Genomic DNA, 26,222 nt, shown 5'->3' with positions numbered 1-26,222 from the left:
TATAAAAAACCAGTTTATACTGTATGAAAAACCATATCTGTTTTTACATACAGGTGATTTCATGCTGGCACAACTGACCATCAGTAACTTTGCTATCGTTCGTGAACTGGAGATCGACTTTCATCGTGGGATGACAGCGATCACGGGGGAAACCGGCGCAGGTAAATCCATCGCAATTGATGCGCTGGGCCTGTGCCTGGGCGGCCGCTCTGAAGCAGATATGGTGCGTCAGGGTGCCAGTCGTGCCGATATCTGCGCGCGTTTCCAGCTCAAAGCCTCACCTTCTGCACAGCGCTGGCTGATGGAGAATCAGCTCGATGAAGGCAACGAATGCCTGCTGCGCCGCGTGATCAGTGCCGATGGCCGCTCTCGTGGCTTCATCAATGGCACGTCGGTGCCGCTGTCACAACTGCGTGAACTCGGTCAGTTGCTGATTCAAATTCACGGCCAGCATGCGCACCAGCTGCTGCTCAAGCCAGACCACCAAAAACATCTGCTGGATGCTTATGCGGCCCATGATGACCTGCTTGATGAGATGCGTCAGCACTACCAGCGCTGGCATCAAAGCTGCCGTGCGCTGGCTCAGCATCAGCAGCTGGCACAGGAGCGTGAAGCACGCCGTGAACTGCTGCAATATCAGCTGAAAGAACTGAATGAGTTTGCCCCGCAGCCGGGCGAATTTGAGCAGATTGATGAAGAGTACAAACGCCTCGCCAACAGCGGCCAACTGCTCTCTACGAGTCAGCAGGCACTGCAAATTCTCGCCGATAGCGATGACACCAACCTGCAAAGCTTGCTGTATAGCGCGCGCAATATGCTCGGCGAATTAGTATCGCTGGATGACAAGGTGAGCGGCGTGTTCAATTTGCTGGAAGAGGCAGCGATTCAACTGAGCGAAGCCAGCGATGAGCTGCGCCACTATTGTGAACGTCTGGATCTCGATCCCAATCGTCTGCATGAACTGGAACAACGTCTGTCACGCCAGATTGTCCTCTCACGTAAACATCATGTGTCGCCAGAAACCTTACCGGTGCTCTATCAGCAGTTGCTGGACGAAGCAGAACAACTGTCGCAGCAAGAGAGCGATCAGGAAACGCTGCAAAATGAAGTGGGTTCACACCATCTGGCGGCTGTGGCCTGCGCGGAAAAACTGCACCAGCTGCGTGAACAGGCGGCGCATGAACTTAGCCAGCTGATCACCCAGAGTATGCGTACCCTGTCGATGCCGCACGGTCAGTTTGCCATTGAACTGGAGTTCAAAGCCGATCAACTCACGGCAGATGGCGCTACACGCATTGATTTCCGCGTGACCACCAACCCTGGCCAGCCGTTGCAACCACTCGGCAAAGTGGCATCAGGGGGTGAGCTGTCGCGTATTGCGCTGGCGATTCAGGTGATCACCGCACAGAAAATGGAAACGCCGGCCATGATCTTCGATGAAGTGGATGTCGGTATCAGCGGCCCAACGGCTGCTGTGGTCGGTCAGATGCTGCGTCAACTGGGCGAATCTACCCAGGTGATGTGTGTGACGCACTTGCCGCAGGTTGCCGGTTGTGGACATCAGCACTTCTACGTCAGCAAAGAGACCGATGGCGAGATGACCGAAACCCATATGCAGCCGCTGGATAAACGAGCCCGCCTGCAGGAACTGGCACGTTTGTTAGGCGGTAGCGAAGTCACGCGCAACACGCTGGCCAACGCAAAAGAACTTTTAGCAGCCTGATTCCGCACTTTTTTCTGGCCTGGTGGTCATATGCTTGCTCTGTAGAGGTTTCCAATAGGACAAAGGTTTATTATCATCGGCAGTTATATCGCCATAATAAAGCCTGCCGTAAGCAGAGTTCAGAATTTGATGGCAACAAAACAGCCTGACAAAAGGCGTTTGGCCCCAGAAAAGGAATGTATAGATGCGCTGTAAAACGCTGACTGCCGCGGCAGTGGTAATGTTGATGATGACCGCCGGATGTTCCACCCTTGAGCGCGTTGTATATCGTCCGGATATCAATCAGGGCAATTACCTGGTCGCCAACGATGTTTCGAAGATTCACACCGGCATGACGCAGCAGCAGGTTGCCTACACTCTCGGCACACCGATGATGCACGATCCGTTTGGCAGCAATGTCTGGTATTACGTGTTCCGTCAGGAACCAGGCCATGAAGGCGTGAAGCAGCAAACCCTGACGCTGACCTTTGACAGCAACGGTACGCTGACCAATATCGATAACAAACCGAAACTCACTGGCAAAGAAGGCTAAGTGAGCGGCAACAAAAAAGGCGCTTAAGCGCCTTTTTTGTGTCTGCGATTCCGCTATTTGTTGCTCGCCGAGCGTTCTGCTCGCTGGCGACGCATCTCTTTAGGATCCGCAATCAGTGGGCGGTAAATCTCCACGCGATCGCCATCCTGAACCGCATCACCCAACTTTACTGGCCGGCTGAAAATACCCACCTTGTTATTTGCCAGGTCGATGTCTTTGCGCAGTGATAACAAGCCCGAGGCTTTAATCGCCTGTTCGACGGTCGCGCCCTCTTCCAGGGTTACCGAACGCAGATACTGCTTTTCAGGCAGCGCATAAACGATCTCAACGGTGATATCAGGCACGATAAACCTCTTTCGCGCGCTGACTGAACGCTTGCACCATACTGTTGGCCAGTTCTTTGAAAATACGACCGAACGCCATCTCCACCAACATATTGGTGAATTCGAAGTCGAGGCTCAGCTCCACTTTGCAGGCATCATCACCCAGAGACGTGAAGTGCCATCCACCAGTCAGCTTGCGGAACGGACCATCAACCAGCTGCATTAAAATGCTCTGATTGCTGATCAGGGTATTACGTGTGGTAAAGGTTTTACTGATGCCCGCCTTCGAGACATCTACCGCAGCCGTCATCTGATTTCCGCTGTTATCCAGCACGCGGCTGCCGGTGCAGCCCGGAAGAAACTGAGGATAAGCGTCCACATCATTCACGAGCTGATACATCTGCTCAGCGCTATAGGGGACCAACGCCGAACGGCTAATCTGGGCCATAATGGTTCCTGTTCATCACAAAACCGTTGAATAATACCATTTTCGGACACCAAACAAAATTCACGGGTTTGCCAGCTGTGCTAAAATAGTGTGTTTTTTACCGCCCCCAGGACAGGGGGATGCGCCCACAGACTGAGTGATGTAGACTACGCCGCACTATGACAAAGAAAAAAGCTCACAAACCCGGTTCAGCCACTATTGCCCTCAACAAACGCGCTCGCCACGAATACTTCATTGAAGAAGAGTTCGAAGCGGGGATGTCGCTACAGGGATGGGAAGTTAAATCACTCCGCGCCGGTAAAGCCAATATCAGCGACAGCTACATTTTGCTGCGCGATGGCGAAGCCTATCTGTTCGGTTCCACTTTCCAGCCGCTGGCGGTTGCCTCTACGCACGTGGTGTGTGACCCCACGCGTAGCCGCAAGCTGTTGCTGAAGCAGCGCGAACTCGATTCGCTTTACGGCCGTGTCAACCGCGAAGGTTTCACGGTGGTTGCACTGTCGATGTACTGGAAAAACGCCTGGGCCAAGCTGAAGATCGGTGTGGCGCGCGGTAAGAAAGAACACGACAAGCGTAACGATGTGAAAGATCGCGAATGGCAGATGGATAAAGCACGTATTATGAAGAATTCAAAGCGTTAAGCACTGGATTCAACCGTCACTTTTCTGTAGTATAAGAAGTTCTTGGGGCTGATTCTGGACTCGACGGGATTGTGAAGCCTTAGGTGCATGTCGAGGGGCGGTTTGCCTCGTTAAAAGCCGCAAAAAAATAGTCGCAAACGACGAAAACTACGCTTTAGCAGCTTAATAACCTGCCAAGAGCCCTCTCTCCCTAGCTTCCGCTCTTAAGACGGGGATCAAGAGAGGTCAAACCCAAAAGAGATCGTGTGGATGCCTTGCCTGGGGTTGAAGCACTAAATCTAATCAGGCTAGTTTGTCAGTGGCGTGTCTGTCCGCAGCTGGCCGGCGAATGTAAAGACTGACTAAGCATGTAGTACCGACGGTGTAGTAATTTCGGACGCGGGTTCAACTCCCGCCAGCTCCACCAAAATTCTTTCGCGGCGATACCAGAATCGTCCGCTGAAGTCCTGAAAGCCCGCACGGCACAAGCCTTGCGGGCTTTTTTGTGTCTATCGTTTTCAAGTGAGAATTGTTGGGAATGGTTCTGTCATTGAGCTTGGTTAAACCAGGCACCACTGAGCTCAGATAACCTTATTGTGGCAGCCCTGAATAACTGAATTCATTCCTACCGTTGATTTGTGCGCGATTTCAGATATATGAATTTTCCTAAAGATTTTCTGGCAACTAAGGTTATTCTTTGTTCGAATCGGTCACGGAGATTGCCTGATGGACATCACTAGCCTTAATTTACAATCAAGACTTGAAATAGTCCTGACCAAAGCTGCGGCTCGGTTGCCTTATGAAATGGGACAGCAGCTTCTTGCAATGATTAGTCCTCAGGCATTGGCAACAATGGCTGCGATAGTGGTTGTCTGGGTCGGTGCGCATTTTTTTGGAATTGGTGAAATTGCAGATGTCATTCTGTTGATTGTGGGGTGGGCTGCTGTAGGTGGTGTGGCGCTTGAAGCCGGGAAGAAGCTGTATGATTTTGCTATCAAAACTAACAATGCTCGCAATGAGGCAAATCTCGATGTGGCGGCAGAAAATTTGGCTGATGCTATAACTCTGATCGGCGTTGATGCTGTTCTGGCTGTTTTATTAAAGAAAAAACCGGGGGATACCTTTAAAATTCCTTTTAAGGGAAAATCCATGCCCAGATACAGTAATGATATTGGTAGACGCATGAGCCTGCCCAGAAATGGCGGATGGCGCTATACTCCAAAAATAAAAATAACTAAACATAAAGATGTTATCCAGGGTGCAACAAAGCCCTGGGGTGATGCTGTAGTCGGTCGTAATTATTATCCGGGGGCAATGTCGAAAGATGAGGCGCACTTGAAAATGCTTACGACACTTTACCATGAGCAGGTGCACATATTTATTGCTCCAAAATTTTATTTACTAAGAGAACTCAGGGTCTTTATGCGTCAAAGCGCCTATAATAAGTCATTTATTTTACGTTATCTTGAAGAAGCTTTTGCAGAGACTATTGGCTTATTAAGGGCGCGAGGCATGCATCGTGAATATATTGTCGAGGGTTTTAAATTCCCATTAGGCAACACTTATGAGATAACTTTTTCATTTTTAAGAAATGAAGCGAAAGGAATCCTTTTAGGCCCAGTGGTTGTTGGTGGATTGATGTACAGAGTGTGGTACGGAGCGCAACGATGATTTCTAAAGAAAAAGCGATACAGATAGCGAAAGAATATGCTCAAAAAAGTGAAAAAGGGTGGGATGAGAAATACCATGAAGCAGAGAAGACCATTTTAAGTGGAGAGCCAGCTTGGATCATTTCCACTTCAGACATAAAATACAATGACGAACTTCCATGGATGATGGAGCATTTCCCAAATCCTGTCTATTACTATATTAGCATGGTTGACGGCATCTGCATTGCTATAGGAAATAGAAGAAATGAATTTCAAAGGATTGATGGGAAATAAAACACCAACACTTAATCCAATAGCTTCACCAGAAAATAATATATATTAGACGTACTTATAGCACCTGGATAATGAGTTTAATTTAAAAAATAAATGATTACCACCTCGTAAAATAGAATTCACAGCCTCACCAAACCATTCGCAATATAACTGCAAGCACTAATAGTTAATTTACTTATTGCAACCAAATTTCATATAGCTGACTATCGCCACGAAATCCCTCCCCTTCTGTCTGATGTAAAATACGAACTAGCCTCCATATTCATTTATGTGCGTTTTTAGTTATGGAGGCTGAATATCTGATGCACCACTTTTTTCAGTTAAGGATCTTGCCGTTACCGTCTTAGCCGGCTCGATGCTTTTAATTAAGGTGCTATTCAATTTGATGACGTAAATAGCCATGCTCTGGATCTTTGGATTTTGGTCCCATCGATGGCACCAGAGCCATGCGATGGAGTCCCAGGAGCCGTAAGGTGAAACCCTTGCGGGCTTTTTTGTGCCAGTGGTTTTGTGGAATGATGTACCAGGCCTCTGCAACTATCGATGCTCGTTTGGTTTTTCCCATGTAACTCACCATGTTCTTGATGCGGAAAGCCTCTTAAATAAGGTATAAAGCCGCATGAAAATTCCAAACCGAATCCAACCGCTGGTCGATGACGGCCTGATCGATAACGTGCTTCAGCGCTTGAAAAGCGGCAAAGAAGCTGACGTTTACACTGTCATGTGCGGCGGCAAAGTCCAGTGCGCTAAAGTCTACAAAGAAGCTTCTCAGCGCAGCTTTAAGCAAGCCGTGCAATATCAGGAAGGGCGCAAAGTTCGCAACTCCCGTAGCGCGCGTGCAATGCAAAAAGGTTCCAAGTTCGGCCGCAAGCAGCAAGAGGAAGTCTGGCATACCGCAGAAGTCGACGCGCTGTTCCGCCTGGCCAAAGCCGGCGTTCGCGTGCCTGAACCCTATATGTGCCTCGACGGTGTGTTGTTAATGGAGTTGGTCACTGATGCAGATGGCGCAGTAGCACCACGTCTGAGCGATGTAATTTTGTCGCAAGAGGAAGCTCTGACTGATTTCGCCACCATGATTCGCAATATCGTACGCATGTTGTGTGCCGGCATTGTGCATGGCGATCTGTCAGAGTTTAACGTGTTGCAAGATGAGCATGGCCCAGTGATCATCGACCTGCCTCAAGCGGTGGATGCTTCAGCAAACAACCACGCTGAATCAATGTTCGAGCGCGATGTGAATAATATCACCGAATATTACGGTCAGTTTGCCCCGCAGATTTTAGAAACGCGTTATGCGAAAGAGATCTGGCAGCTATTTGAAGGCGGTAAGTTAACGCCTGAAACCGTTTTAACCGGTCTGTTTGTGGAAGAAGTTCATGCTGTAGATATGGATTCCCTGCTGGACGAAATCATCTCTGCTGAAGATGAGTATTACGATCGCCAGCGAGCAGCTAAAGAGCGGGATGAAGATTAGGGCAGCAAAGTTTCTCTTCGCCGCCCCTGATAAATTAAGGCCGTTCACCCCGCGCCAGTCGGGCATTGATATCTGTGATCACCGTCGGTAAATCCGCCAGCGTATCGATGACGTAGTGCGCTCCCGCCGCGCTCAGTTTCTGCTGCGCCACTTCACGGCGACGCGCAATCTCAGCACCATCCATCTGCTGATATTCTTCCCAGGTCGCACCAAATTCATTCCCGGACACCGACAGACCAACGCTCCACATCCCGGCGCGCAGCCCTTCTTCGATGCCTGGCACGGCGTCGTCGACCTTTACGCAGTGACCGACCGCATCGATGCCCAGTGCAATCACATTCTGAAGAGCCATCCACGGACCAGGACGCGCTCCAGCCGCAAGATCGTCAGCAGCCACCCAGTAATCCGGCGCGTAACCTGCCTCGGCAGCGGCGGGCACCAGTCGCTCCATCACCGGACGCGGATAACCAGAACAGGAGCCGATTTTGATGCCATCGGCGCGGAGCTGGGTTATCATCTCGGTTACCCCTGCGATGGGTTGGGCGAAATCGACCACTTTGGCAATTTGCAGCGGCATAAAAGCCTGGTAGATAGCGTCGATATCCTCCCTGCTCATCGCCCGGCCAAAGCGCTGTTGCCAACGTGCATCCACGGTTGGCAACTTGCCAAGCGCTTCAATGTGCTGCCATTTTCCCAGCCCCATCGGCACGCGTGCTTCTTCCAGCGTGATTTCCATATCAAATGCCAGACGAAAGGCTTCGACAAAAATTTGCGTGGGTGCGAAGGAGCCGAAATCCACGGTGGTGCCCGCCCAATCCAGAATTACGGCGCTAATACGTTGCATGGTATGTCCTCATTTTTTCCAATACATGGCATGTTCGATGGCGTTGAGCAGGCCGGCGATATCCGCTGCATACACCTCACCGATGTTGCCGATGCGGAAGCAGTCGCTTTTTGAAACCTTGCCGGGATAGATCACAAAGCCTTGTGCTTTTAATTGCTGATAAAAATCGGCAAATCGATAGGTCTCGGCCTTGGGAGAATAAAACGCGGTGATGATGGGCGAGTGCATCGCATCTTCCAGTAAGGTTTCAAAGCCCAACTGACGCATGCCCGCCACCAGCTTCAGCTGGTTATGGCGATAGCGTGAATGGCGAGCCGCCACACCGCCCTCTTCCGCCAGCTCTTTGAGCGCCTGCGCAAAAGCCAGCACCGTGTGCGTAGGTGAAGTGAAGCGCCATTTGCCGTGGTTCTCTTCCATGCAGTGCCACTGCGCATAGAGATCCAGTGAGAGGGAGCGGGAGCGCCCTTTGCACTTTTCCAGCTCACTCTGGCGCGCGATAACAAAGCCAAAGCCGGGTACGCCCTGGATGCATTTATTGGCAGAGCTGATCAGAAAATCGATATTGAGTGCTGCGACATCAAGCGGGATACCGCCAAAGCTGCTCATCGCATCGACGATATAGATCTTGCCATACTGCCGGGCCAGGGCTGCCACCTCGGCAATCGGATTCAGCATGCCGGTGGTGGTTTCACAATGCACCATGGCGATATGGGTAATGCTGTGGTCTTCGCGCAGCACGCGTTCGATCTCAGCCACATCCGGGCGTGCCACTTCGCCACAATCATAGGCACGATGCGCGATGCCCATCAGTGATGCCATCTCAATCATGCGCGCACCATACGCGCCATTACTGACAATCAGCACTTTGCCAGCATCGCCAATCGCACTGCCTAACACCGCTTCCACGGCATAGCTGCCGCTGCCTTGCAACAGCACAGAAGTGTAACCCGCAGCAGGCGTCGCTAATGAGACCAGCTGCCGCCTGATGGTCTGAACCACACCAAGATTGTAATCATCATCCCAAGTGCAACTATCAGAGAGCATGGCTTCTTTTACGGTTTTAGAGGTGGTCAGTGGACCGGGTGTGAGCAACAGGTAATTACGGGAAGTCATTTTTTCACCATTGGTATATACCAGATGACATTTATTATTAGAGAATCGCTTTCGTCACCACAAGGAGAAATCGCCACTGCAACAAAAAATTCATCTGGGCATGTATAATGACGTCTTAAAAAACTACAGCGAATCCGCATGAAATCGTTAACCAGTGATATCCCGCAATACCTGCTGATCAAGGCCGAGCTTCAGGCGCGCATTCAAAGTGGTGCGTTGAAAACCGGTGATAAATTGCCGTCAGAGCGCGAGTTATGTGCGATCTTCTCCACCACCCGCACCACCATCCGCGAAAGTCTGGCGCAGCTGGAGGCGAGCGGCGTCATTTATCGCTCCGATCGCCGTGGCTGGTTTGTCACCCCGGAACGCCTTTGGCTTGATCCCACACAGAACACCAACTTCCACAAACTCTGTCTTGAACAGGGTCGTGAGCCGAGAACAGTATTGCTCAGTGGCCGCCTGACCACCGTGCCGCTTGATGTCATGAAGCCACTGGAATTGCAGCCATTCGACCAGATTTATCTGCTCGCGCGCCTGCGTTACGCCGATGGTCGCGCTATATGTTATTGCGAAAACCATTGCCTGCCCGCGCGAGTTCCTGAGCTGCTGCGTCATGACCTCAATGGCAGTCTGACGGAGGTCTACCAAAGCCATTACGACCTGGTTTACACCAGCATGCATCTGGCCTTTTACCCAACCTCCATTCCGGCGCATGCCGCGGCCGCGCTGGGGATTATGGAGGGCTTGCCGGCGCTGCAACTGAGTCGGCTCAATTACGACCAGCATGGTCGCGTACTCGATTACGATATCGAGTTCTGGCGCCATGACAGCCTGCGGATCGAGGTGGACACTCATTAATCCCTGCGAATAAAAAAGCCCTGCTCAGTGATGAGCGGGGCTTTTTTTTGCCTGCTTCATTTTTCTGTCACATATGCCGATTAGCGTTAAACGCAATTCTGGTACATACCAGATTAACTTTCACACGCTACGAGGCCCAACAGATGAAACTCTCTCACCTTGCTCTGCTGTCCGCTCTTGCTGTTGCTTCAAGCCCGGCTTGGGCAGATTCGGTTGTCACCGTCTACTCGGCCGATGGCCTGCACGATGGGGAAAACAGCTGGTACCAGGCAGAATTTGCCGCGTTCACGCAAGCCACGGGAATCAAAGTGCAGTACGTAGAGAGCGGATCGGGAGCGATTGTCGAACGCCTTGCGAAAGAGCGCAGTAATCCTCAGGCAGATGTTTTAGTCACCGTGCCGCCGTTCATCCAACGTGCCGCCGGCAACGACTTGTTAGCCGATTTCACGCCAGATGCCGCCGCGCAAATTCCCGGAGCCACCGCGCGTTATGTGCCTCTGGTGAACAACTATTTGAGCTTCATCTACAACCGCAAGTTACTGAAATCCGCCCCTGCCAGCTGGCAGGATCTGCTCGATAACCGCTTCAAGAACAAGCTGCAATACTCTACGCCTGGTCAGGCGGGCGATGGCACCGCAGTCATGTTGCAAGCGTTCCACAGCTTTGGTGGCAAACCCGCTGCCTTCGATTATCTGGGTAAGCTGCAAGCCAACAACGTGGGTCCATCCGCCTCCACTGGCAAACTGACTGCCCTGGTGAATAAAGGCGAGCTGTATGTGGCGAACGGTGACCTGCAAATGAACCTGTCGCAAATGAAGCAAAACCCGAATATCCAGATCTTCTGGCCAGCGGATGCTCAGGGGGAACGCAGCGCATTGGCCCTGCCCTATGTGATTGGTCTGGTGCAAAACGCGCCACAAAGCGAGAACGGTAAAAAACTCATCAACTTCCTGTTGGATAACGCCGCACAAATGCAGGTCAGCTCTCTGGCATGGGGCATGCCCGTTCGCCGTGATATCACGCCGGATGACAGCAATTATCAGCAAGCAACAGCCGCATTACAGGGCGTGAAAGTGTGGCAGCCAGACTGGAATGAGGTGGCCAATTCACTCTCAACCGATATCGCGCAATGGCACAACGTGACTGACAGCGAGTAACCCGTGATGCTGATGAAAACCTCTGTCGCCGCACCGGATATCGCAGCCAACACCTCGGGCATTGTGCTGGACAACTTGCGTGTGGCTTATCACGACCAGGTCGTGCTCAAACCGCTCACCCTTACCATTGAACCCGGTGAAGTGCTGGCATTGATTGGGCCTTCCGGCTCGGGAAAAACCACGGTATTGCGTGCGATTGCAGGTTTTGTGCCTCCCGCAGGGGGGCGCATTTTACTGGGCGATCGCGATATCAGTGCATTGCCACCTTACCAACGCGGACTCGGCATGGTGGTACAAAACTACGCGCTGTTCCCGCACATGAAAGTGGAGGACAACGTGGCGTTCGGTCTGCGTGCACAAAAGCAGCCCAGGGCGCTGATCGCTGAGCGTGTGCAGGATGCCCTGAAAATGGTGGGAATGCGTGATTTCGCCACTCGTTATCCGCACCAGCTTTCTGGCGGCCAGCAACAGCGCGTGGCAATTGCCCGCGCTATCGCCACACGTCCGCAAGTGTTGCTATTGGATGAGCCGCTATCAGCACTGGATGCACAGATTCGCCACAACATGGTGGAGGAAATCGCGCGGTTACACCGGGAATTACCTGAACTGACTATCCTTTACGTCACGCACGATCAGACCGAAGCCCTGACGCTGGCGGATAAAATCGGCATCATGAAAGAGGGTTCGATGGTGGCGTACGGTGAAAAGCATACGCTGTATCAGCGACCGCCCAATCGCTTTGCCGCGGAATTCCTTGGACGCGCCAACATCCTTGCAGCCACCGCGCTGGAGGTGCAGCAGCAGTCAGGTGAAGTGTGCGTCAGTTGTGGCGGTACGCTGGTCAACGCCTGTACCTCGGGCAACATGCGCGGCCGCAACAAGTTACTCTGCGTTCGCCCGCAGCACATTACGTTGCAGCCACGTTCGCCACGCAGCAATCGCCTGAACGCCACTCTGCAATCCCTGCACTGGCAAGGCGATCTCACCCATCTTTTATGTGATGTGGCGGGGGAAACAGTGCGCGTGGTGCTGACGCAACTCAATCCGCTGCCACAGGCTGGAGATGCGTTGACGTTGTGGTTTGAACCGGAAGATGCGGTGTTGCTGGAGGTTGAGCATGTCTGACACCCTCCCTGTACTGCGCCCATTACGGCGCAGCCTGGCGCTTCAACGTCATGGCAGCTTGCTGTTACCGCTGCTGGTGCTCACCACGTTATTCTTCTATCCGTTGTTACTGATTGTGCAACAAGCCCTGCAGGACAACAGCGGCCACAGCAGTTTCGCTGCATTTTTGCAGGTGCTGGAATCACGCCGCTTTATCAGTGCATTGTTGAACACCGTTCAAATCGCGCTGTTCACTACCTTCGGCTGCTTACTGTTAGGCAGCGTGATGTCTCTGATTCTGGTCTTTATCCCCTTCAGCGGCAGCCGGTTTATCGGCCTGGTGATCGATACCTTTATCGCGCTGCCGACCTTTCTTATCACTTTGGCGTTCACCTTTATTTATGGGTCCGCCGGTTTACTGAATGGCGGGCTGATGGCGCTGTTTCATTTCGAATTGCCGCCGATTGATTTCCTCTACTCCATGCCGGGGGTGATTCTGGCGGAAATCACGGTATTCACGCCTTTGGTGATGCGCCCACTGATGGCTGCGTTGCGCCAGATCGATCGTAGCCAGTTAGAAGCCGCAAGCGTGCTGGGTGCGCATCCTCTACGCGTTATCGCTCAGGTGATTTTTCCTGCGGCTCTGCCCGCGCTGCTGGCGGGCGGCAGTCTGTGCTTGCTGCTGGCAACCAATGAGTTTGGCATCGTGCTGTTTATCGGCGCAAAAGGCGTCAACACTCTGCCAATGATGGTGTACAGCAAGGCGATTCTTGAATCCGATTACGCCAGCGCCTGCGCCATTGCCGTTATCAATATTCTGCTGTCGCTCGGCTTGTTTCTGTTGTATCGCCTCGCGGCCGGTCGCGCTGGCGCAAGGAGCTCATCATGTTAGTTTGGTCACGCCGCGCTCGCAGGTTGACCAGCGCTGCTGCTGTCACGCTGTTTACCCTGTTCTTCCTTCTGCCACTGATGGTGATCCTGCTTTCCAGCTTCAGCCAGCAGTGGAATGGTTTTTTGCCATCAGGCTTTACTGTTGATCACTTCATCAATGCTTTTAGAGGAGCCGCCTGGGATGCGTTGTTCTCCAGCCTGGTGATGGGATTTGCTGCTAGTCTGTTTGCCCTGTTTTGTGGCTGCTGGGCGGCACTGGCACTGCGTCAATACAGTGTGCACTGGCAAAAGCGTCTCGGCATCATCTTCTTTCTGCCCAGCGCTGTGCCCTCTGTGTCAGTGGGATTGGGCATTCTGGTGGCCTTCAGTCAGGGGCCGTTGCAGATGAACGGCACCGTGTGGATCGTCCTGGTCGCGCATTTTGTGCTGATATCCGCCTTTAGCTTCAGTAACCTCTCTACCGGGCTGGCGCGTATTTCGGCTGATATCGAGAACGTGGCGTCGAGTCTGGGCGCGTCCCCTGCATATCGTCTGCGCCATATTACGTTGCCACTGCTGATGCCGTGGATGTTGTCCGCGCTGGCACTGAGTTTGTCACTGTCAATGGGCGAACTTGGCGCCACAGTAATGATTTATCCGCCGGGCTGGACTACATTGCCGGTGGCGATTTTCAGCCTGACCGATCGTGGCAGCATTGCCGATGGTTCCGCCCTGACCATTGTGCTGGTAGCGGTGATTCTGTGGCTGACGGTAAAACTCGAGAGGCTGGCACAGCGGCTATCGAATCCCTAACGGGCCACCGCGCACATTTTTTCACCGGGCAAACCCGATGATTCAATTAAGGTTATTCCTGGAGCCAATTCTGGCTGAGCGTGCCATTGTTAACTACGCTCATAACTCATAGAGCGATTGATGAGGGAATATTCATGAAAAAGACAATTATTGCTGTATCTGCCCTGCTGCTGGCTTCTTCGGCTTTTGCCGCTACCACACATGCAACTGACGACACCGTCGCGAACGCACAAGCGGGCGCAAACACCGCCAAAGAGAAGCTGCATCAGGCGCAGCATCAGGGCGAAGAGCAGAAGCTGAAAGCCAAGCATGCTGTTGAAGGTAAGAGCGACAGCACCAGCAGCAAAGTGAGCGAAGGCGCACAGAAAGGCTGGAACAAAACCAAAGAAGGCACTGAAAAAGGGTGGGATGCCACCAAAGAAGGTGCGACTAAAGGCTGGAACAAAACCAAAGAAGGTGCCAGCGATCTGAAGAAGAAAGTGACTGAATGAGTTCTTCTGACAGAATCCCGAAAGGCCGCGATTGCGGCCTTTTTCGTTTTTGCCGCTTTGCGTGCGGCTCGATATCGACTTACACTTCGCTCAACACTCATTAACCATTTTTTCTTATGTCTGACACCTTCAAACGCCAGCCCTTGCCTTTACCCAACGGTCACAACAAAGTGCTGTTGCACTCCTGCTGCGCACCCTGCTCGGGTGAGGTGATGGAAGCGATGCTGGCTTCCGGAATCGATTACACCATCTTCTTTTACAACCCAAACATTCATCCGCTGAAAGAGTACGAGCTGCGCAAAGAAGAAAATATCCGCTTTGCTGAGCAGTTCGGTGTGCCTTTCGTGGATGCCGATTACGATAAAGATAACTGGTTTGATCGGGCGCGCGGCATGGAGTGGGAACCGGAGCGTGGCGTACGCTGCACCATGTGTTTCGACATGCGCTTTGAACGTACTGCGCTGTATGCACATGAAAATGGCTTCCCGGTGATCACCAGTTCGCTGGGCATTTCGCGCTGGAAGGACATGAAGCAGATTAATGACTGCGGTGTGCGTGCAGCAGCGCACTATCCTGACATGCTGTATTGGGAGTTTAACTGGCGTAAAGGTGGTGGATCATCGCGCATGATCGAGATCAGCAAGCGCGAGCGTTTCTATCAGCAGGAGTACTGCGGCTGCATCTACTCGCTACGCGGCAGCAATCGCCATCGCGTGGCCAGCGGGCGCGAACGCATTGAAATTGGTGTGCAGTACTACCAGCCCGACGAATAAACAAATAGCCTGCTGGCATCGGTTAGCAGGCGCTTACCCTCACCAGGCTAATTGCCTGCCGCTGTAATCGACGTAATGATGTCCGCCCTGCCCGGCAAAACGGTTCAGTTGCGTCACTATTCCCTGAGCACTTTCGACCGCCGTAATATCCGCATCATCCCCGCCCATATCGGTCTTCACCCAGCCCGGATGCAGCGATAGCAAGGTTGTGCCACGCGGATCCATCTGCTGCAGTAGTGCACGGCTCAGCATATTCAGTGCCATCTTGCTGGCTGAGTAGTAAGGGCGAAGCGCTTCCGCATTTTCCGTCAGGCTGCCGAGACGAGATGTGGTAATACCAAGCACGCCCTGTTTTTCCGTCAGCAACGGCAACAGACCTTCCGCCATGCGCACGGGCGCAACGCTATTGGTCATAAACAGCTGTATCAGTTCATCATCGGAAGTGGGGATCAATTCCATTGAATCCGGGCCGAGAATCCCGGCATTGATCAGCGCGCGATCAAACTGCTCGCCTTTGAGCTGCTGAAGTAATTGCTCACGCTGTGTGCCAATAGTGATATCCAGTGGCAGCCAGCGCAGTTTTTCATGCTGATAGGAAACGGCAGTGCTGCGATAAGTCGCCGTAACGTCCCAGCCATCGGCCAGCAGTTGCTGCACCACCGCCAGTCCAATCCCCTTTGAAGCACCGATAATCAATGCGCGTTTTGTTTGGCTCATTTGTCCCTTCCCGCAGTTAAAAGGCAAAAAGGGCAGAGTAACCTGCCCTTGGTTTGACTAACGAAACACCAGCGTTAGTACGACGATAACCACCATCATGATTAGCAGATGGCACACCACCTTATTAAGATTCCGATTCCGCATAGCGCCTCCATGGAGTTAGAACCACTGGCCGAAGCGTTTGATGTAGAGCATTTTCATACCCTGTGCGACCACGCAGTAACCTAACAAGGTCGCGACCAGCCATGGGAAGTAAGCCCAGGGCAACGGGGTCAATCCCACCATGTGTCCCAACGGAGAGAATGGCAGCAGAATGCCTGCAATCATCACACACGCCGTAGTCAGCAGCACCGGCAGTGCAGCACGGCTCTGGATGAACGGAATTTTTTGTGTGCGCAGCATATGCACTACCAACGTCTGCGACAGCAATCCTTCTACAAACCAACCGGACTGGAACAGTGACTGCATTTCGGGCGTGTTGGCGGCAAACACGTACCACATCACAGCAAAAGTCGTGATATCAAAGATTGATGATGTAGGCCCAATCCACAGCATAAAGCGTTTGATATTACGCGCGTCCCATTTGCGCGGTTTGCGCAGGAACTCACGGTCCATTTTGTCCCATGGCAGCGCCAGCTGAGACAGGTCATACATCAGGTTCTGAATCAGCAAGTGAATCGCCAGCATTGGCAGGAACGGAATAAAGGCGCTCGCCACCAGCACAGAGAACACGTTGCCAAAGTTGGAACTGGCGGTCATGTTCAGATACTTGATGATGTTGCCGAAGGTTTCGCGTCCTTTCATCACCCCCTCTTCCAGCACCATCAGATCTTTTTCCAGCAGGATGATGTCAGAAGACTCTTTGGCGATGTCTGCTGCACTATCCACTGAAATCCCGACATCGGCATCACGCAGGGCTGGCGCATCATTAATCCCATCGCCGAGGAAACCGACGGTGTGTCCTTGCTGCTGCAATGCACGCAAGATGCGAGATTTCTGCAGCGGCGTCAGTTTGGCGAACACTGCGCTATGCGCTGCCGCCTCCGCCAGTTGCTCGTCGCTCATCATGGCAATCTGATCGCCAGTGACGATGTCGCCGCTATCAATGCCAACCTGCTGGCAAATCCGTGCAGTGACCACCGGGTTGTCGCCGGTCAGCACTTTGACGCTCACGCCATTGTCGCGCAGTGCGGTGATGGCTTTGGCGGCACTCTCCTTAGGTGGATCGAGGAAAGTGAGTAACCCTTCCACGGTTAACCCTTGCTCATCTGCCACACTCAATGCCTGCTGCAAGCCCGGCTCTTCCAGTGCACGACTCGCCACCAGCAATACACGGAAACCTTGCTCGTTGTACTGATGTGCCAGAGCTAACAATTCTGCACGGCGTTTTTCATCCAGCGGCTGAACCAGTTTTCCTTCACGCTCAGCCGTAGCGATACTCAGCATCTCTTCTACCGCGCCTTTACAGATCAGCATCTGTTGATTCAGACGACGATCGCGCACCACAACAGAAACACGGCGACGCACAAAATCAAACGGCAACTCATCCACTTTGGCGTAATAGTCGCCCATGTCCGCCGTTACACGATCCTTGCCGTAGCGCAGAATCGCACGATCCATCAGATTCGGCGTGCTGCTCTGATAGTGGCTGTTGAGCCAGCTCAGCATCAGTACGCGAGAGTTTTCCACCCCGGCGCAATCCAGATGATGCTCAAGAATGATATTGTCCTGGGTCAGCGTGCCGGTTTTATCGGTACACAGGATGTCCATCGCACCGAGGTTTTGAATCGCGTTAAGCCGTTTCACAATCACTTTGCGGCGTGACATGGCAATCGCGCCTTTCGCCAGATTCGAGCTGACAATCATCGGCAGCATTTCCGGCGTCAGACCGACCGCTACCGCCAGCGCAAACAGCGAGGCATCCAGCCAGTCGCCTTTGGTTAGCCCGTTAATCAGCAGAACCACCGGTACCATCACCAGCATGAAGCGGATCAGCAGCCAGCTGACGCTGTTCACACCGCGATCAAAAGCAGTTTGCGAGCGATTACCGACAATCGATTTCGCCAGGCTGCCAAAGTAGGTTTCGCCGCCGGTCGCCACCACCACCGCTTTGGCACTGCCGCTGGAGACGTTAGTACCCATCAGACACACGCTACCGAGTTCCAGCAATGAAGCCCCGTGATCGCTCGCTCCTGCGCCTTTGCTGGTGACGTGGCCCGTGACGTCATATTTCTCAACCGGCAGCGATTCACCGGTCAGAATCGCCTGGCTGATAAACAGGTCACGCGAATCCAGCAAACGTACGTCGGCAGGCACCAGATCGCCAGCCGATAGATAGATAATGTCGCCGGGGACTAAAGTGGCAATATCCACTTCCTGTCTAGCCGGGGGCTGTTGGGCAGATTCCCGACGCAGTACGGTAGCGGTAGTGCGCACCATGGATTTCAACGCCTGCGCGGCTTTATTGGTGCGGAACTCCTGCCAGAAGCGCAGCAAACCGCTGAGCGTTACCATCGTCACAATGATGATGACACCGGTCAGGTCGGTCTCCTCGCCTTTACGTAATGGCAGCAGGTAGTCAGTGAAAAAACTCACCGCTGCCAGCGCCATTAATACGTAGATGAACGGGTTATTAAATGCCTGGATCAGCTGAATCAGCGCGTGCGGCGCTTTATCATGCGCCACCTGATTGCGGCCATAGACTTCCAGACGCGCTTCGGCTTCGCGTTCGCTCAGGCCCAGCGCATCACTGCGCAGGCGAACCAGGGTTTCATCGGCGGTGAAACCGGCTTCATCTTCAATCAGATAGCGCGGCGTTTTCTGACTCTGCGGACGGGCGTTGCTCCAGGCTTTTTTTTCCTGGTTGAGTTTCATGTCAGTCATGATGACATTCCTCTATTTTTTTACGGCAATAACAGTCCCTGTGCGGGGAGCACATTAACGGGGATAAATTAAATTAACGACGATGCGTTAGATGATTAAAAATAACCTATCGGGAATTTCCATATGACCTCCCGTAAATAAAAGACGAAGAAATTCGCTCGTTAAAATAACGAGAAATAGCGATGACGATGTCAATGATGCCCCTGAGAGCGATCTTCAGTCAGTCCAGATTTGCCAGTTATCCTGACTATGGACGTGCTGAAACACGCCATAAAAGCGGTTAATTCTGCACGCTGATGATCAGCGCGCGCATCGAGGCGGAGGAAAAAGTGCGTTTAAAATCATGTGCATAATGAAATCCCCACGGGCATCAACCCGCTACTGTCGTTTAAAGGGGAACAATCATCAGAGAGAAGAGAGGATTGCTGCCCGCCGTGTTGGCAAGCAGCGACAAAAGAATTCGCGCGTCAGCTTGCCTTGTGTTGCCATCTAAAAGGGTGACTGTCCAACTGAATTCTCCTGTTTGAAGTTGGCGCCATTATATTCCTGAGCGAAGCGAAGTAAAGGTAATTATTTCCGTTCAGCAACGAGTTTAATTTCCGTTGTAATTTGGTTGATGGAAGGACATAAACTGGCGAGTCTCTAGCACAGCACGGTGCGATAACAATAACAGCATATTTAACAGGCTTATAACCAATCCGTCGTGCTTAGAACCGTAAAGCATATGTATAGCCATAAATTGACTATTCTTCATTACTGCGCTCTCGTAAACTCGCGTTACTTTTTTAAGGCAAGGAAACAACATGAAAAAAATCATTCCCTCACTGCTGGCGTTATCGCTGGTAGCCGCCTTCTCTGCTCAGGCCGCAACACCAAAAGATACGCTGGTGATTGCGCAGTCGACTGATGATGCTGATAGCTTCGATCCGGCACAGGGCTTTGAACTCACCACGGTGCAAGCATTCACTAACATCTATCAACGTCTGGTTCAGTCGGATCCAACTAACCCTACCGATTTGAAGCCAACGCTGGCCACCTCCTGGACGCCAGGCAGTGACAACCGCAGCCTGACTTTTGAACTGCGCAAAGGCGCGCAATTCGCCAGTGGTAACCCGCTTCGTCCGGAAGATGTGATCTTCTCGCTGGGTCGTGTGGTGAAACTTAACCTCGACCCTTCCTTTATTCTGACGCAGCTCGGCTGGAATAAAGACAACGTCGATACCTTCCTGAAAAAAGTCGATGACAACCATGTGCAGATTAGCTGGAGCGCCAACGTCAGCCCGGCCTATGTGCTGAGCCTGCTGTCTGCGCCGGTCTCTTCAATTGTGGATGAGAAAACTGCGCAGGCGAATGCCAAAAACGGCGACTTCGGCCATGCATGGTTAGGCACCAACTCCGCGGGTAGCGGCCCGTATCAGATTCGTAAAGTGGTGCTGCATGAAGTGGTATTGCTGACCGCCAACCCGACCTCACCGGCGGGCGCACCGAAGCTGAAGAACATCCTGATCAAGAACGTGCCGGAACCTGCTGCGCGTCGTCTGCTGCTGGAACAGGGCGATGTGGATATTGCTCGTAACCTCGGCGCAGACCAAATTGCGGCGCTGAAAGGCAAAACGGGCGTGAAGACCGAAGCGATTCCGATGGCCTCGCTCTACTACATTCAGTTCAACGTCGGTGAGAATCCAGTGTTGAAGAACCCGGCACTGTGGGAAGCGGCGCGTTACCTGTTCGACTACAAAGGTATTGCTAACGACCTGCTGAAAGGCCAGTTCGAAGTACATCAAACCTTTCTGCCTAAAGGTTTCCTCGGTGCGTTGAATGACACGCCGTACACCTACGATCCGGAGAAAGCCAAAGCGATTCTCAAGAAAGCAGGTTTAACCAACGTCAGCTTTAAGCTCTCTACCAGCAATCAACCGCCGTACCTCGACATTGCGCAGGCATTACAGGGCAGCTTTGCCAAAGGTGGCGTGAAAGTCGAAGTGCAGCCGGGCCTGAGTTCTGAAGTCTCTACCCGCGTGAAAGCGCATCAGTACGAAGCGACACTGAACGCCTGGGGTGCGGATTATTTCGATCCCAATACCAATGCCGCCTCGTTCGCCTATAACCCGGAAGATGGCAGCAAAACCATTGCTTACCGCTCTGACTGGCACATTCCAGAGCTGAGTAAACAAACGCTGGCCGCCACCGCCGAAGCTGACAGCAATAAACGCGCTGAGCTGTATCAGGCGATGCAGCGTGAAGTGCTGAAGAACTCGCCCTACGTGATCGGCTTGCAAGCGCGCAACCTGATTGCATTGCGCGATAACCTGAAAGGCTATGTGCAGGGGATTAACCCTGACATGGTGTATTACTCGCAGGTTTCTAAGTAATGGCAGTGTCTGCTTCACAGGCCGGGTTCGCCCGGCCACTCTGGCAACGTTTTAGCCGTCTGGTCACCAGCCTGTTATCGCTGCTGGTGACGTTGATTGGTTTGTTAGCGTTCACTTTCATGCTGTCGCACCTGTCACCGGTTGATCCGGTGCAGCAAATCGCCGGCGATCACGCCAGCGAAGCCACCTATGCACAGGTGCGCCACGATCTCGGCCTCGACCAGCCGGTGCTGGTACAGTTCTGGCGTTATATCAGCCATCTGGCGCAGGGCAATTTAGGACTCTCGCATCTGACCAATCAGCCTGTCAGCGCTGATCTGATGCGCACCTTCCCCGCCACCATTGAACTCGCCACCTGTGCGATGATCTTTGCTGCGGTGTTTGGCATCACTTTAGCCTTGCTGGCCGCGTGGAAGCCGGGCAGCGTGATCGATAACGTGGCGCGCTTTATCTCGCTGCTCGGCTATTCCGTGCCGGTATTCTGGCTGGGTCTGCTGGGTCTGCTGCTGTTTTACGCGGTGTTGCATTGGTCTGCCGGGCCGGGACAGTTGGATGATATCTGGATCTACACGCTGGAGCCGAAAACCGGCTTTGTACTTATCGATAGCTGGCTGTCTGGCGATCCCGAGATGTTCCGTAATGCGATTGCCCATTTGTGGCTACCGGTGGTGATCCTCGGTTTACTGGCAATGGCCGGTATTACGCGCTTATTGCGTGCCGCGCTATTAGAAGAGAGCAGCAAAGAGTATGTGATTCTGGCACGCGCCAAAGGTGCAGGACGGACTCGCATCCTGCTGCGACACATCTTCCCCAACGTGCTGGGGACGTTGATCACGGTCATCGCCCTCTCCTACGCCACCCTGCTGGAAGGTTCGGTGTTAACCGAAACCGTCTTCGCCTGGCCCGGTGTCGGACGCTACATGACCAACGCGCTGTTTTCCTCTGATACACCAGCGATTCTCGGCTCGACCCTGCTGATTGGCAGTTGCTTTATTCTGCTTAATGCCGTGGCCGATGCCCTCACCTGGTTAACCGATCCGAGAACCCGATGACTCAACAACTCTCTGAACTGGAGACAGTTCGTCCGCGCCGCCGCCGTGCGCGCGTGACTTCACTGACCATCGGCCTAACGCTGGTGGTGATCGTGGTGGCAATGGCACTGTTCGCCCCACTGCTGGCACCGTTCGATCCTAACGCCCAGGTGATCGCCCAGCGTTTGCAGGCCCCTTCCGCGCTGCACTGGTTTGGCACCGATGGCTTTGGCCGTGATTTGCTGTCACGCGTGATTTACGGTGCGCGTCCTACGCTGTTGCTGGTGTCACTGATTCTGGTTCTGACCATTCCGGTGGGCCTGCTGGTCGGCATTACTGCCGGCTATGTGGGCGGCTGGACCGAGCGAGTGCTGATGCGCATCACGGATATCTTCCTGTCGCTGCCGAATCTGGTGATTGCTTTGGCGCTGGTGGCGATGCTCGGTCCAGGATTGATGAACGGTGCGCTGGCGCTAGCATTAACTAGCTGGCCGCCATTTGCCCGTCAGGCACGTGCGGAAACCCTGGCACTGCGCCGCAGTGATTATCTGGCTGCCGCACGTATGCAGGGTATTACCGGTTTGCGCTTAATGTTCGGGCACATTTTACCGCTGTGTTTGCCCACCGCCGTGGTGCGCGCGGCGCTGAGCCTCGGCGGCATCATTCTCTCCGCTGCGGGCTTGGGCTTCCTGGGCATGGGCGTGCAACCGCCAACCGCCGAATGGGGTTCGATGGTGGCGGAAGGCAGCAAAGTGATTTTCGACCAATGGTGGGTGGCTGCCGCCCCCGGCGGTGCGATTCTGTTCGCCAGTCTGGCGTTTAATCTGACAGGCGATGGCCTGCGCGACCGACTGGATACCCGTCATGCCAAATGATCTGTTAATTGATGTGCAGGGGCTGACCATCCGCAGCGAAGATACACTGTTAGTGGATAATATAGCCTTTCAAATTGGCCGTGAGCGCGTGGCGCTGGTCGGTGAATCCGGTTCGGGCAAATCACTGACGGCCCGCTCGCTGATGGGGCTGCTCTCTCCTTCATTGCAGCTGCAGGCCGATCGCTTACAGGTGGTGGGTGCCGATGCGCTCAACCTGCGCGAACGCGACTGGATCGCCCTGCGCGGCGGCAAAGTCGCGATGGTGATGCAGGATCCGAAATACGCCCTCAACCCGACTCGCACTATTGGCTGGCAGGTCGAAGAACCGCTGGTGCTACACCGCAAACTGAGCCGTGCCGAACGTAAAGAGAAAGTGTGCGAGATGCTGGATGCAGTCGGTCTGCCGGATCCCCGTCAGTTGATGAAGCGTTATCCGCATCAGCTTTCCGGCGGCATGGGGCAGCGTGTGATGCTGGCGATCGCTTTGATCACCGATCCCGATCTGCTGATTGCCGATGAACCGACCTCGGCGCTCGATCATGCGATGCGCGATCAGGTGCTGGCACTGATTCGTCGTTTGGTGGAGCAGCGTAATATGGGCTTGCTGCTGATCAGCCACGATCTGCAACAGGTCTCTGAGCACTGCGATCGCGTGATGGTGATGTACAAAGGCAAATTGCTGGATACGTTGCCTGCGGCAGAGCTATCTAATGCGACTCATCCTTACACACGCACGCTATGGTCCTGTCGTCCGAGCAAAGCCACGCACGGTGAACGCTTGCCGGTGCTGGATCGTGCTGCGCTGGAGGCCAGCAATGATTGAGTTAAACAATCTGAGCGTGTCGCATAAGCAGGGCTATGAACTGCGCACCGTGGTGCATGACGTCTCTTTGCAGGTGGCCGCGGGCGAGTGTTTTGGCCTGGTCGGGCCATCGGGCTGCGGCAAGTCATCGCTGCTGTGGGTGATGGCAGGTTTGAACCCGTTCTGGAGCGGCAGCATGCAACTGGCCGGCACCGATGTGCAGCCAGGTAAAGCCTTTACCGGTCCGCTGCGTCGTGATGTGCAGATGGTGTTTCAGGATCCGTATGCCTCACTGCATCCACGCCATCGTCTGCGCCGTACGCTGGCCGAACCGTTGAAGATGCTGAAGCGCGATAATATCGACGACCGCATCAATCAGGGTTTTCGCCATGTCGGGCTGGATCCAGCGCTGGCGGATCGTTATCCGCATCAGCTGTCCGGCGGCCAGCGTCAGCGCGTGGCGATTGTGCGCGCCCTGCTACTGGAGCCGAAAATCCTGTTGCTGGATGAGCCAACCTCGGCACTGGATATGTCGGTGCAGGCGGAGATCCTGAATCTGCTGAATGATTTGAAGCAGAATGATGGGTTGACCATGGTGCTGGTAAGTCACGATCCCGATGTGATTGATCATATGTGCGACCGCGCGGCGCATATGGCATTGGGTCGGATTGTCGGTTAACGCATTTTCACTCCACCGTTGCGGCGCGATTTTTCATCCGCATCTAAAGCGATCATATCGCAAACAGATGCATGCTCCATCGTGCCGCCACGGACAAGCGTAAATCGATGCGCCATTCAATTTAAGCTAAATGTGATCTCTGCTTAATGCGCCATCGCCTGCATCGTTTCGCTGCGAATCGACTCGGTCACTTCGGCCTTTAACGCCATAAACTCGGGTGAGGTTTTGATGGTGTAATCACGGCCATTATTGAAATTCACTGCCACCTCCTGCTTGATGCGGCCCGGCCGGGCGCTGAAAATCGCTACCTTGTTAGCCATGAAAATCGCTTCATCGATATCGTGGGTGACGAACAGCACGGTCTTGCGCGACTGCTCCCACACCGACAGCAACAGCTCCTGCATCATCACGCGCGTCTGATTATCCAGTGCGCCAAACGGCTCATCCATTAACAGCACTTTGGGATCGTTGGCCAGCGCACGGGCAATCGCGGTACGTTGCTGCATGCCGCCCGAGAGCTGGCGCGGATAGTGCTGCGCAAAGCCGCGTAATCCCACCTGCTGGATGTAGTAGTCGCTGCGCTCTTTCTGCTGCGCCGCGCTGATGCCGCGCTCCTGCAGGCCAAAGCGGATGTTCTCCTCCACCGTCAGCCACGGAAACAGCGTGTAGCTCTGGAATACCATGCCGCGATCGGCGCCCGGCCCTTCCACGCTTTTACCGTCCAGCCAGATTTCCCCGCGCGTGGGCGTATCCAGTCCGGCGATGATGCGCAGCAGCGTGGATTTACCGCAGCCTGAGGGACCGAGGATAGTGATGAAATCATTCTCCTCCACCTGATAGTGGATCGGCTGCAGCGCCTGGGTCTGTTCCCCTTTCGGTCCGGTAAAAATGCGTTCCACGCCGCGCACGTTGAGTTTGCTGTGTTTCATTACAGGGTGCTCCATGCAAACAAGCGCCGATTGAGCACTTTGAACAAGTAGTCAGAGATCAAGCCAATGCAGCCGATCACAATAATGCCGAAAATGATCTGCCCGGTATTCAGCAATGCCTGACTGTCGACGATCATATGGCCGATACCGCTTTCCGATCCGATCAATTCGGCGACGATGACGTAAGTCCACGCCCAACCAAGCACCAGACGCAGCAGTTCGGCAATGCCCGGTGCTGCGCCGGGGATCAGCACGCGACGCACGATCGAGCGGTTGCTGCAGCCCAGCGTGTAGGCCGCTTCCACCAGATCGCGACGGGCGCCGCTCACCGTGACCGCCACCATCAAGACGATTTGGAAGAAGGAGCCAATAAAGATCACCAGGATCTTCTGGGTTTCACCGATACCGGCCCACAGAATCAGCAACGGCACAAACGCCGAGGCCGGTAAATAACGGCAAAAGGAGACGAAGGGTTCGAGAAAGGCTTCCCAGGTTTTATAGGCGCCCATCATGATGCCCAGCGGCACACCTATCACGGCCGCAAGCAGGAAGCCCGACAGTACGCGCATCACCGTCATGCCGATATCCAGCGAGAAGTTGTACTCGGTGAACAACACCACTCCCTGCTGCAGCATGGTGAGCGGATCGGCGAGGAACGTCGGCGATACCATGCCGCCCAGCGTCACCAGCGTCCATACCGCGATAAACAGCACAAAAAACGCCACGCCGAGCGCGACACGTAAACGCAGCGAAATCGCTTTCAGCGGCACCATCAACGGATTGTGCCAGCGCTGCGGCGCCTCCGGCAGCGCGGCTGGCGGAGTCACGGGTTGGCTTTTACTCATCTC

Annotated in this window: 27 protein-coding genes and 1 other RNA gene; 19 read left to right on the top strand and 9 right to left on the bottom strand. The window is 53.6% G+C overall.

Features of this window, described 5'->3' with window-relative positions; genetic code table 11:
* Positions 1-61: 61 nt before the first annotated feature.
* Together recN and bamE are read left to right on the top strand one after the other, a co-directional pair.
* Entirely contained in the window at positions 62-1,723 is a 1,662-nt protein-coding gene (gene recN / locus FD744_RS22160) for a DNA repair protein RecN (RefSeq protein WP_160869441.1), read from the top strand.
* 184 nt (positions 1,724-1,907) lie between these two features.
* Positions 1,908-2,255 carry an outer membrane protein assembly factor BamE gene (gene bamE, locus FD744_RS22155; RefSeq protein WP_034825584.1) on the top strand — a complete coding sequence of 116 codons (348 nt, stop codon included), beginning with the start codon at positions 1,908-1,910 and terminating at the stop codon, positions 2,253-2,255.
* A gap of 53 nt (positions 2,256-2,308) precedes the next feature.
* Here bamE and FD744_RS22150 read toward each other — a convergent pair whose 3' ends face one another.
* Positions 2,309-2,599: an RnfH family protein gene (locus FD744_RS22150; protein WP_160869439.1), complete on the bottom strand. Its 291-nt coding sequence runs from the start codon at positions 2,597-2,599 to the stop codon at positions 2,309-2,311.
* The gene (locus tag FD744_RS22145) at positions 2,592-3,026 is read right to left on the bottom strand and encodes a type II toxin-antitoxin system RatA family toxin (protein ID WP_034825580.1); all 435 of its coding nucleotides are present in this window, start codon (positions 3,024-3,026) and stop codon (positions 2,592-2,594) included. Before FD744_RS22145 ends, FD744_RS22150 begins: the two co-directional genes overlap by 8 nt.
* 158 nt (positions 3,027-3,184) lie before the next feature.
* On the opposite strand from FD744_RS22145, the gene smpB reads away from it, so the two are divergent.
* The 4 genes from smpB (at position 3,185) to FD744_RS22125 (ending at position 5,589) form a co-directional block, all read left to right on the top strand.
* Positions 3,185-3,667 carry an SsrA-binding protein SmpB gene (gene smpB, locus FD744_RS22140; RefSeq protein ID WP_034825578.1) on the top strand — a complete coding sequence of 161 codons (483 nt, stop codon included), beginning with the start codon at positions 3,185-3,187 and terminating at the stop codon, positions 3,665-3,667.
* A gap of 44 nt (positions 3,668-3,711) precedes the next feature.
* Positions 3,712-4,073, top strand: a transfer-messenger RNA (tmRNA) gene (gene ssrA, locus FD744_RS22135).
* 299 nt (positions 4,074-4,372) lie between these two features.
* The gene (locus FD744_RS22130; protein WP_034825548.1) at positions 4,373-5,317 is read left to right on the top strand and encodes a hypothetical protein; all 945 of its coding nucleotides are present in this window, start codon (positions 4,373-4,375) and stop codon (positions 5,315-5,317) included.
* Positions 5,314-5,589: a hypothetical protein gene (locus FD744_RS22125; RefSeq protein WP_034825546.1), complete on the top strand. Its 276-nt coding sequence runs from the start codon at positions 5,314-5,316 to the stop codon at positions 5,587-5,589. Before FD744_RS22130 ends, FD744_RS22125 begins: the two co-directional genes overlap by 4 nt.
* 373 nt (positions 5,590-5,962) lie before the next feature.
* On the opposite strand, the gene FD744_RS22120 is transcribed toward FD744_RS22125, so the two are convergent.
* Positions 5,963-6,154: a hypothetical protein gene (locus FD744_RS22120; RefSeq protein ID WP_160869437.1), complete on the bottom strand. Its 192-nt coding sequence runs from the start codon at positions 6,152-6,154 to the stop codon at positions 5,963-5,965.
* A gap of 54 nt (positions 6,155-6,208) precedes the next feature.
* Here FD744_RS22120 and FD744_RS22115 point away from each other — a divergent pair, with 54 nt between their 5' ends.
* Positions 6,209-7,063, top strand: a complete 855-nt coding sequence (locus FD744_RS22115) for a PA4780 family RIO1-like protein kinase (protein ID WP_160869435.1) — start codon at positions 6,209-6,211, stop codon at positions 7,061-7,063.
* Positions 7,064-7,097: 34 nt separating this feature from the next.
* Here the strand turns inward: FD744_RS22115 and phnX are convergent, their stop codons facing one another.
* Positions 7,098-7,907, bottom strand: coding sequence for a phosphonoacetaldehyde hydrolase (gene phnX, locus FD744_RS22110; protein WP_160869433.1), 810 nt, complete (start codon positions 7,905-7,907; stop codon positions 7,098-7,100).
* A 9-nt stretch (positions 7,908-7,916) separates the two neighbouring features.
* The gene (phnW, locus tag FD744_RS22105) at positions 7,917-9,020 is read right to left on the bottom strand and encodes a 2-aminoethylphosphonate--pyruvate transaminase (RefSeq protein ID WP_160869431.1); all 1,104 of its coding nucleotides are present in this window, start codon (positions 9,018-9,020) and stop codon (positions 7,917-7,919) included.
* A 138-nt stretch (positions 9,021-9,158) separates the two neighbouring features.
* Between phnW and phnR the strand changes: the two genes are divergently transcribed.
* The 7 genes from phnR to FD744_RS22070 all read left to right on the top strand — a co-directional run bounded on the left by phnR (position 9,159) and on the right by FD744_RS22070 (position 15,086).
* Entirely contained in the window at positions 9,159-9,878 is a 720-nt protein-coding gene (phnR, locus tag FD744_RS22100; protein WP_160869429.1) for a phosphonate utilization transcriptional regulator PhnR, read from the top strand.
* 143 nt (positions 9,879-10,021) lie between these two features.
* Positions 10,022-11,035 (top strand): 2-aminoethylphosphonate ABC transporter substrate-binding protein, encoded by a 1,014-nt coding sequence (locus tag FD744_RS22095; RefSeq protein WP_160869427.1) that lies wholly within the window; start codon positions 10,022-10,024, stop codon positions 11,033-11,035.
* 6 nt (positions 11,036-11,041) lie between these two features.
* Positions 11,042-12,160, top strand: a complete 1,119-nt coding sequence (gene phnT / locus FD744_RS22090; protein ID WP_160869466.1) for a 2-aminoethylphosphonate ABC transport system ATP-binding subunit PhnT — start codon at positions 11,042-11,044, stop codon at positions 12,158-12,160.
* A complete protein-coding gene (gene phnU, locus FD744_RS22085; RefSeq protein ID WP_160869425.1) occupies positions 12,153-13,031 on the top strand; it encodes a 2-aminoethylphosphonate ABC transporter permease subunit in 879 nt (292 codons plus the stop codon). Before phnT ends, phnU begins: the two co-directional genes overlap by 8 nt.
* Positions 13,025-13,822: a 2-aminoethylphosphonate ABC transport system, membrane component PhnV gene (phnV, locus tag FD744_RS22080; protein ID WP_160869423.1), complete on the top strand. Its 798-nt coding sequence runs from the start codon at positions 13,025-13,027 to the stop codon at positions 13,820-13,822. Before phnU ends, phnV begins: the two co-directional genes overlap by 7 nt.
* Before the next feature lie 134 nt (positions 13,823-13,956).
* Positions 13,957-14,313, top strand: coding sequence for a hypothetical protein (locus tag FD744_RS22075; RefSeq protein WP_038645311.1), 357 nt, complete (start codon positions 13,957-13,959; stop codon positions 14,311-14,313).
* 116 nt (positions 14,314-14,429) lie between these two features.
* Positions 14,430-15,086, top strand: coding sequence for an epoxyqueuosine reductase QueH (locus FD744_RS22070; RefSeq protein WP_160869421.1), 657 nt, complete (start codon positions 14,430-14,432; stop codon positions 15,084-15,086).
* Positions 15,087-15,125: 39 nt separating this feature from the next.
* Here FD744_RS22070 and FD744_RS22065 read toward each other — a convergent pair whose 3' ends face one another.
* The gene (locus FD744_RS22065; RefSeq protein ID WP_160869419.1) at positions 15,126-15,803 is read right to left on the bottom strand and encodes an SDR family oxidoreductase; all 678 of its coding nucleotides are present in this window, start codon (positions 15,801-15,803) and stop codon (positions 15,126-15,128) included.
* A 159-nt stretch (positions 15,804-15,962) separates the two neighbouring features.
* The gene (gene mgtA, locus FD744_RS22060) at positions 15,963-18,686 is read right to left on the bottom strand and encodes a magnesium-translocating P-type ATPase (RefSeq protein WP_160869417.1); all 2,724 of its coding nucleotides are present in this window, start codon (positions 18,684-18,686) and stop codon (positions 15,963-15,965) included.
* Positions 18,687-19,489: 803 nt separating this feature from the next.
* On the opposite strand from mgtA, the gene FD744_RS22055 reads away from it, so the two are divergent.
* Genes FD744_RS22055 through FD744_RS22035 form a run of 5 tightly spaced genes read left to right on the top strand, consistent with a single transcriptional unit; the run spans position 19,490 to position 24,445 of the window.
* Positions 19,490-21,058 (top strand): ABC transporter substrate-binding protein, encoded by a 1,569-nt coding sequence (locus tag FD744_RS22055; protein ID WP_160869415.1) that lies wholly within the window; start codon positions 19,490-19,492, stop codon positions 21,056-21,058.
* Positions 21,058-22,110, top strand: coding sequence for an ABC transporter permease (locus FD744_RS22050; RefSeq protein WP_034825508.1), 1,053 nt, complete (start codon positions 21,058-21,060; stop codon positions 22,108-22,110). Before FD744_RS22055 ends, FD744_RS22050 begins: the two co-directional genes overlap by 1 nt.
* A complete protein-coding gene (locus tag FD744_RS22045) occupies positions 22,107-22,964 on the top strand; it encodes an ABC transporter permease (protein WP_034825506.1) in 858 nt (285 codons plus the stop codon). The genes FD744_RS22050 and FD744_RS22045 overlap by 4 nt, the downstream gene beginning before the upstream one ends.
* Positions 22,954-23,787 (top strand): ABC transporter ATP-binding protein, encoded by an 834-nt coding sequence (locus FD744_RS22040; RefSeq protein ID WP_160834638.1) that lies wholly within the window; start codon positions 22,954-22,956, stop codon positions 23,785-23,787. The genes FD744_RS22045 and FD744_RS22040 overlap by 11 nt, the downstream gene beginning before the upstream one ends.
* Complete coding sequence (locus FD744_RS22035) at positions 23,780-24,445, top strand: ABC transporter ATP-binding protein (protein ID WP_034825502.1); 666 nt, start codon at positions 23,780-23,782, stop codon at positions 24,443-24,445. The genes FD744_RS22040 and FD744_RS22035 overlap by 8 nt, the downstream gene beginning before the upstream one ends.
* A gap of 143 nt (positions 24,446-24,588) precedes the next feature.
* Here the strand turns inward: FD744_RS22035 and FD744_RS22030 are convergent, their stop codons facing one another.
* Entirely contained in the window at positions 24,589-25,374 is a 786-nt protein-coding gene (locus tag FD744_RS22030; protein ID WP_160869413.1) for an ABC transporter ATP-binding protein, read from the bottom strand.
* Positions 25,374-26,219 carry an ABC transporter permease gene (locus FD744_RS22025; protein ID WP_160869411.1) on the bottom strand — a complete coding sequence of 282 codons (846 nt, stop codon included), beginning with the start codon at positions 26,217-26,219 and terminating at the stop codon, positions 25,374-25,376. Before FD744_RS22025 ends, FD744_RS22030 begins: the two co-directional genes overlap by 1 nt.
* Positions 26,220-26,222 lie beyond the last annotated feature (3 nt).

The sequence above is a fragment of the Pantoea sp. Taur genome, from assembly GCF_009830025.1.
Lineage (GTDB): Bacteria > Pseudomonadota > Gammaproteobacteria > Enterobacterales > Enterobacteriaceae > Pantoea > Pantoea communis.
The sequence above is the reverse complement of the archived record's forward strand: the minus strand, read 5'-3'. Positions and strand labels throughout refer to the sequence as shown.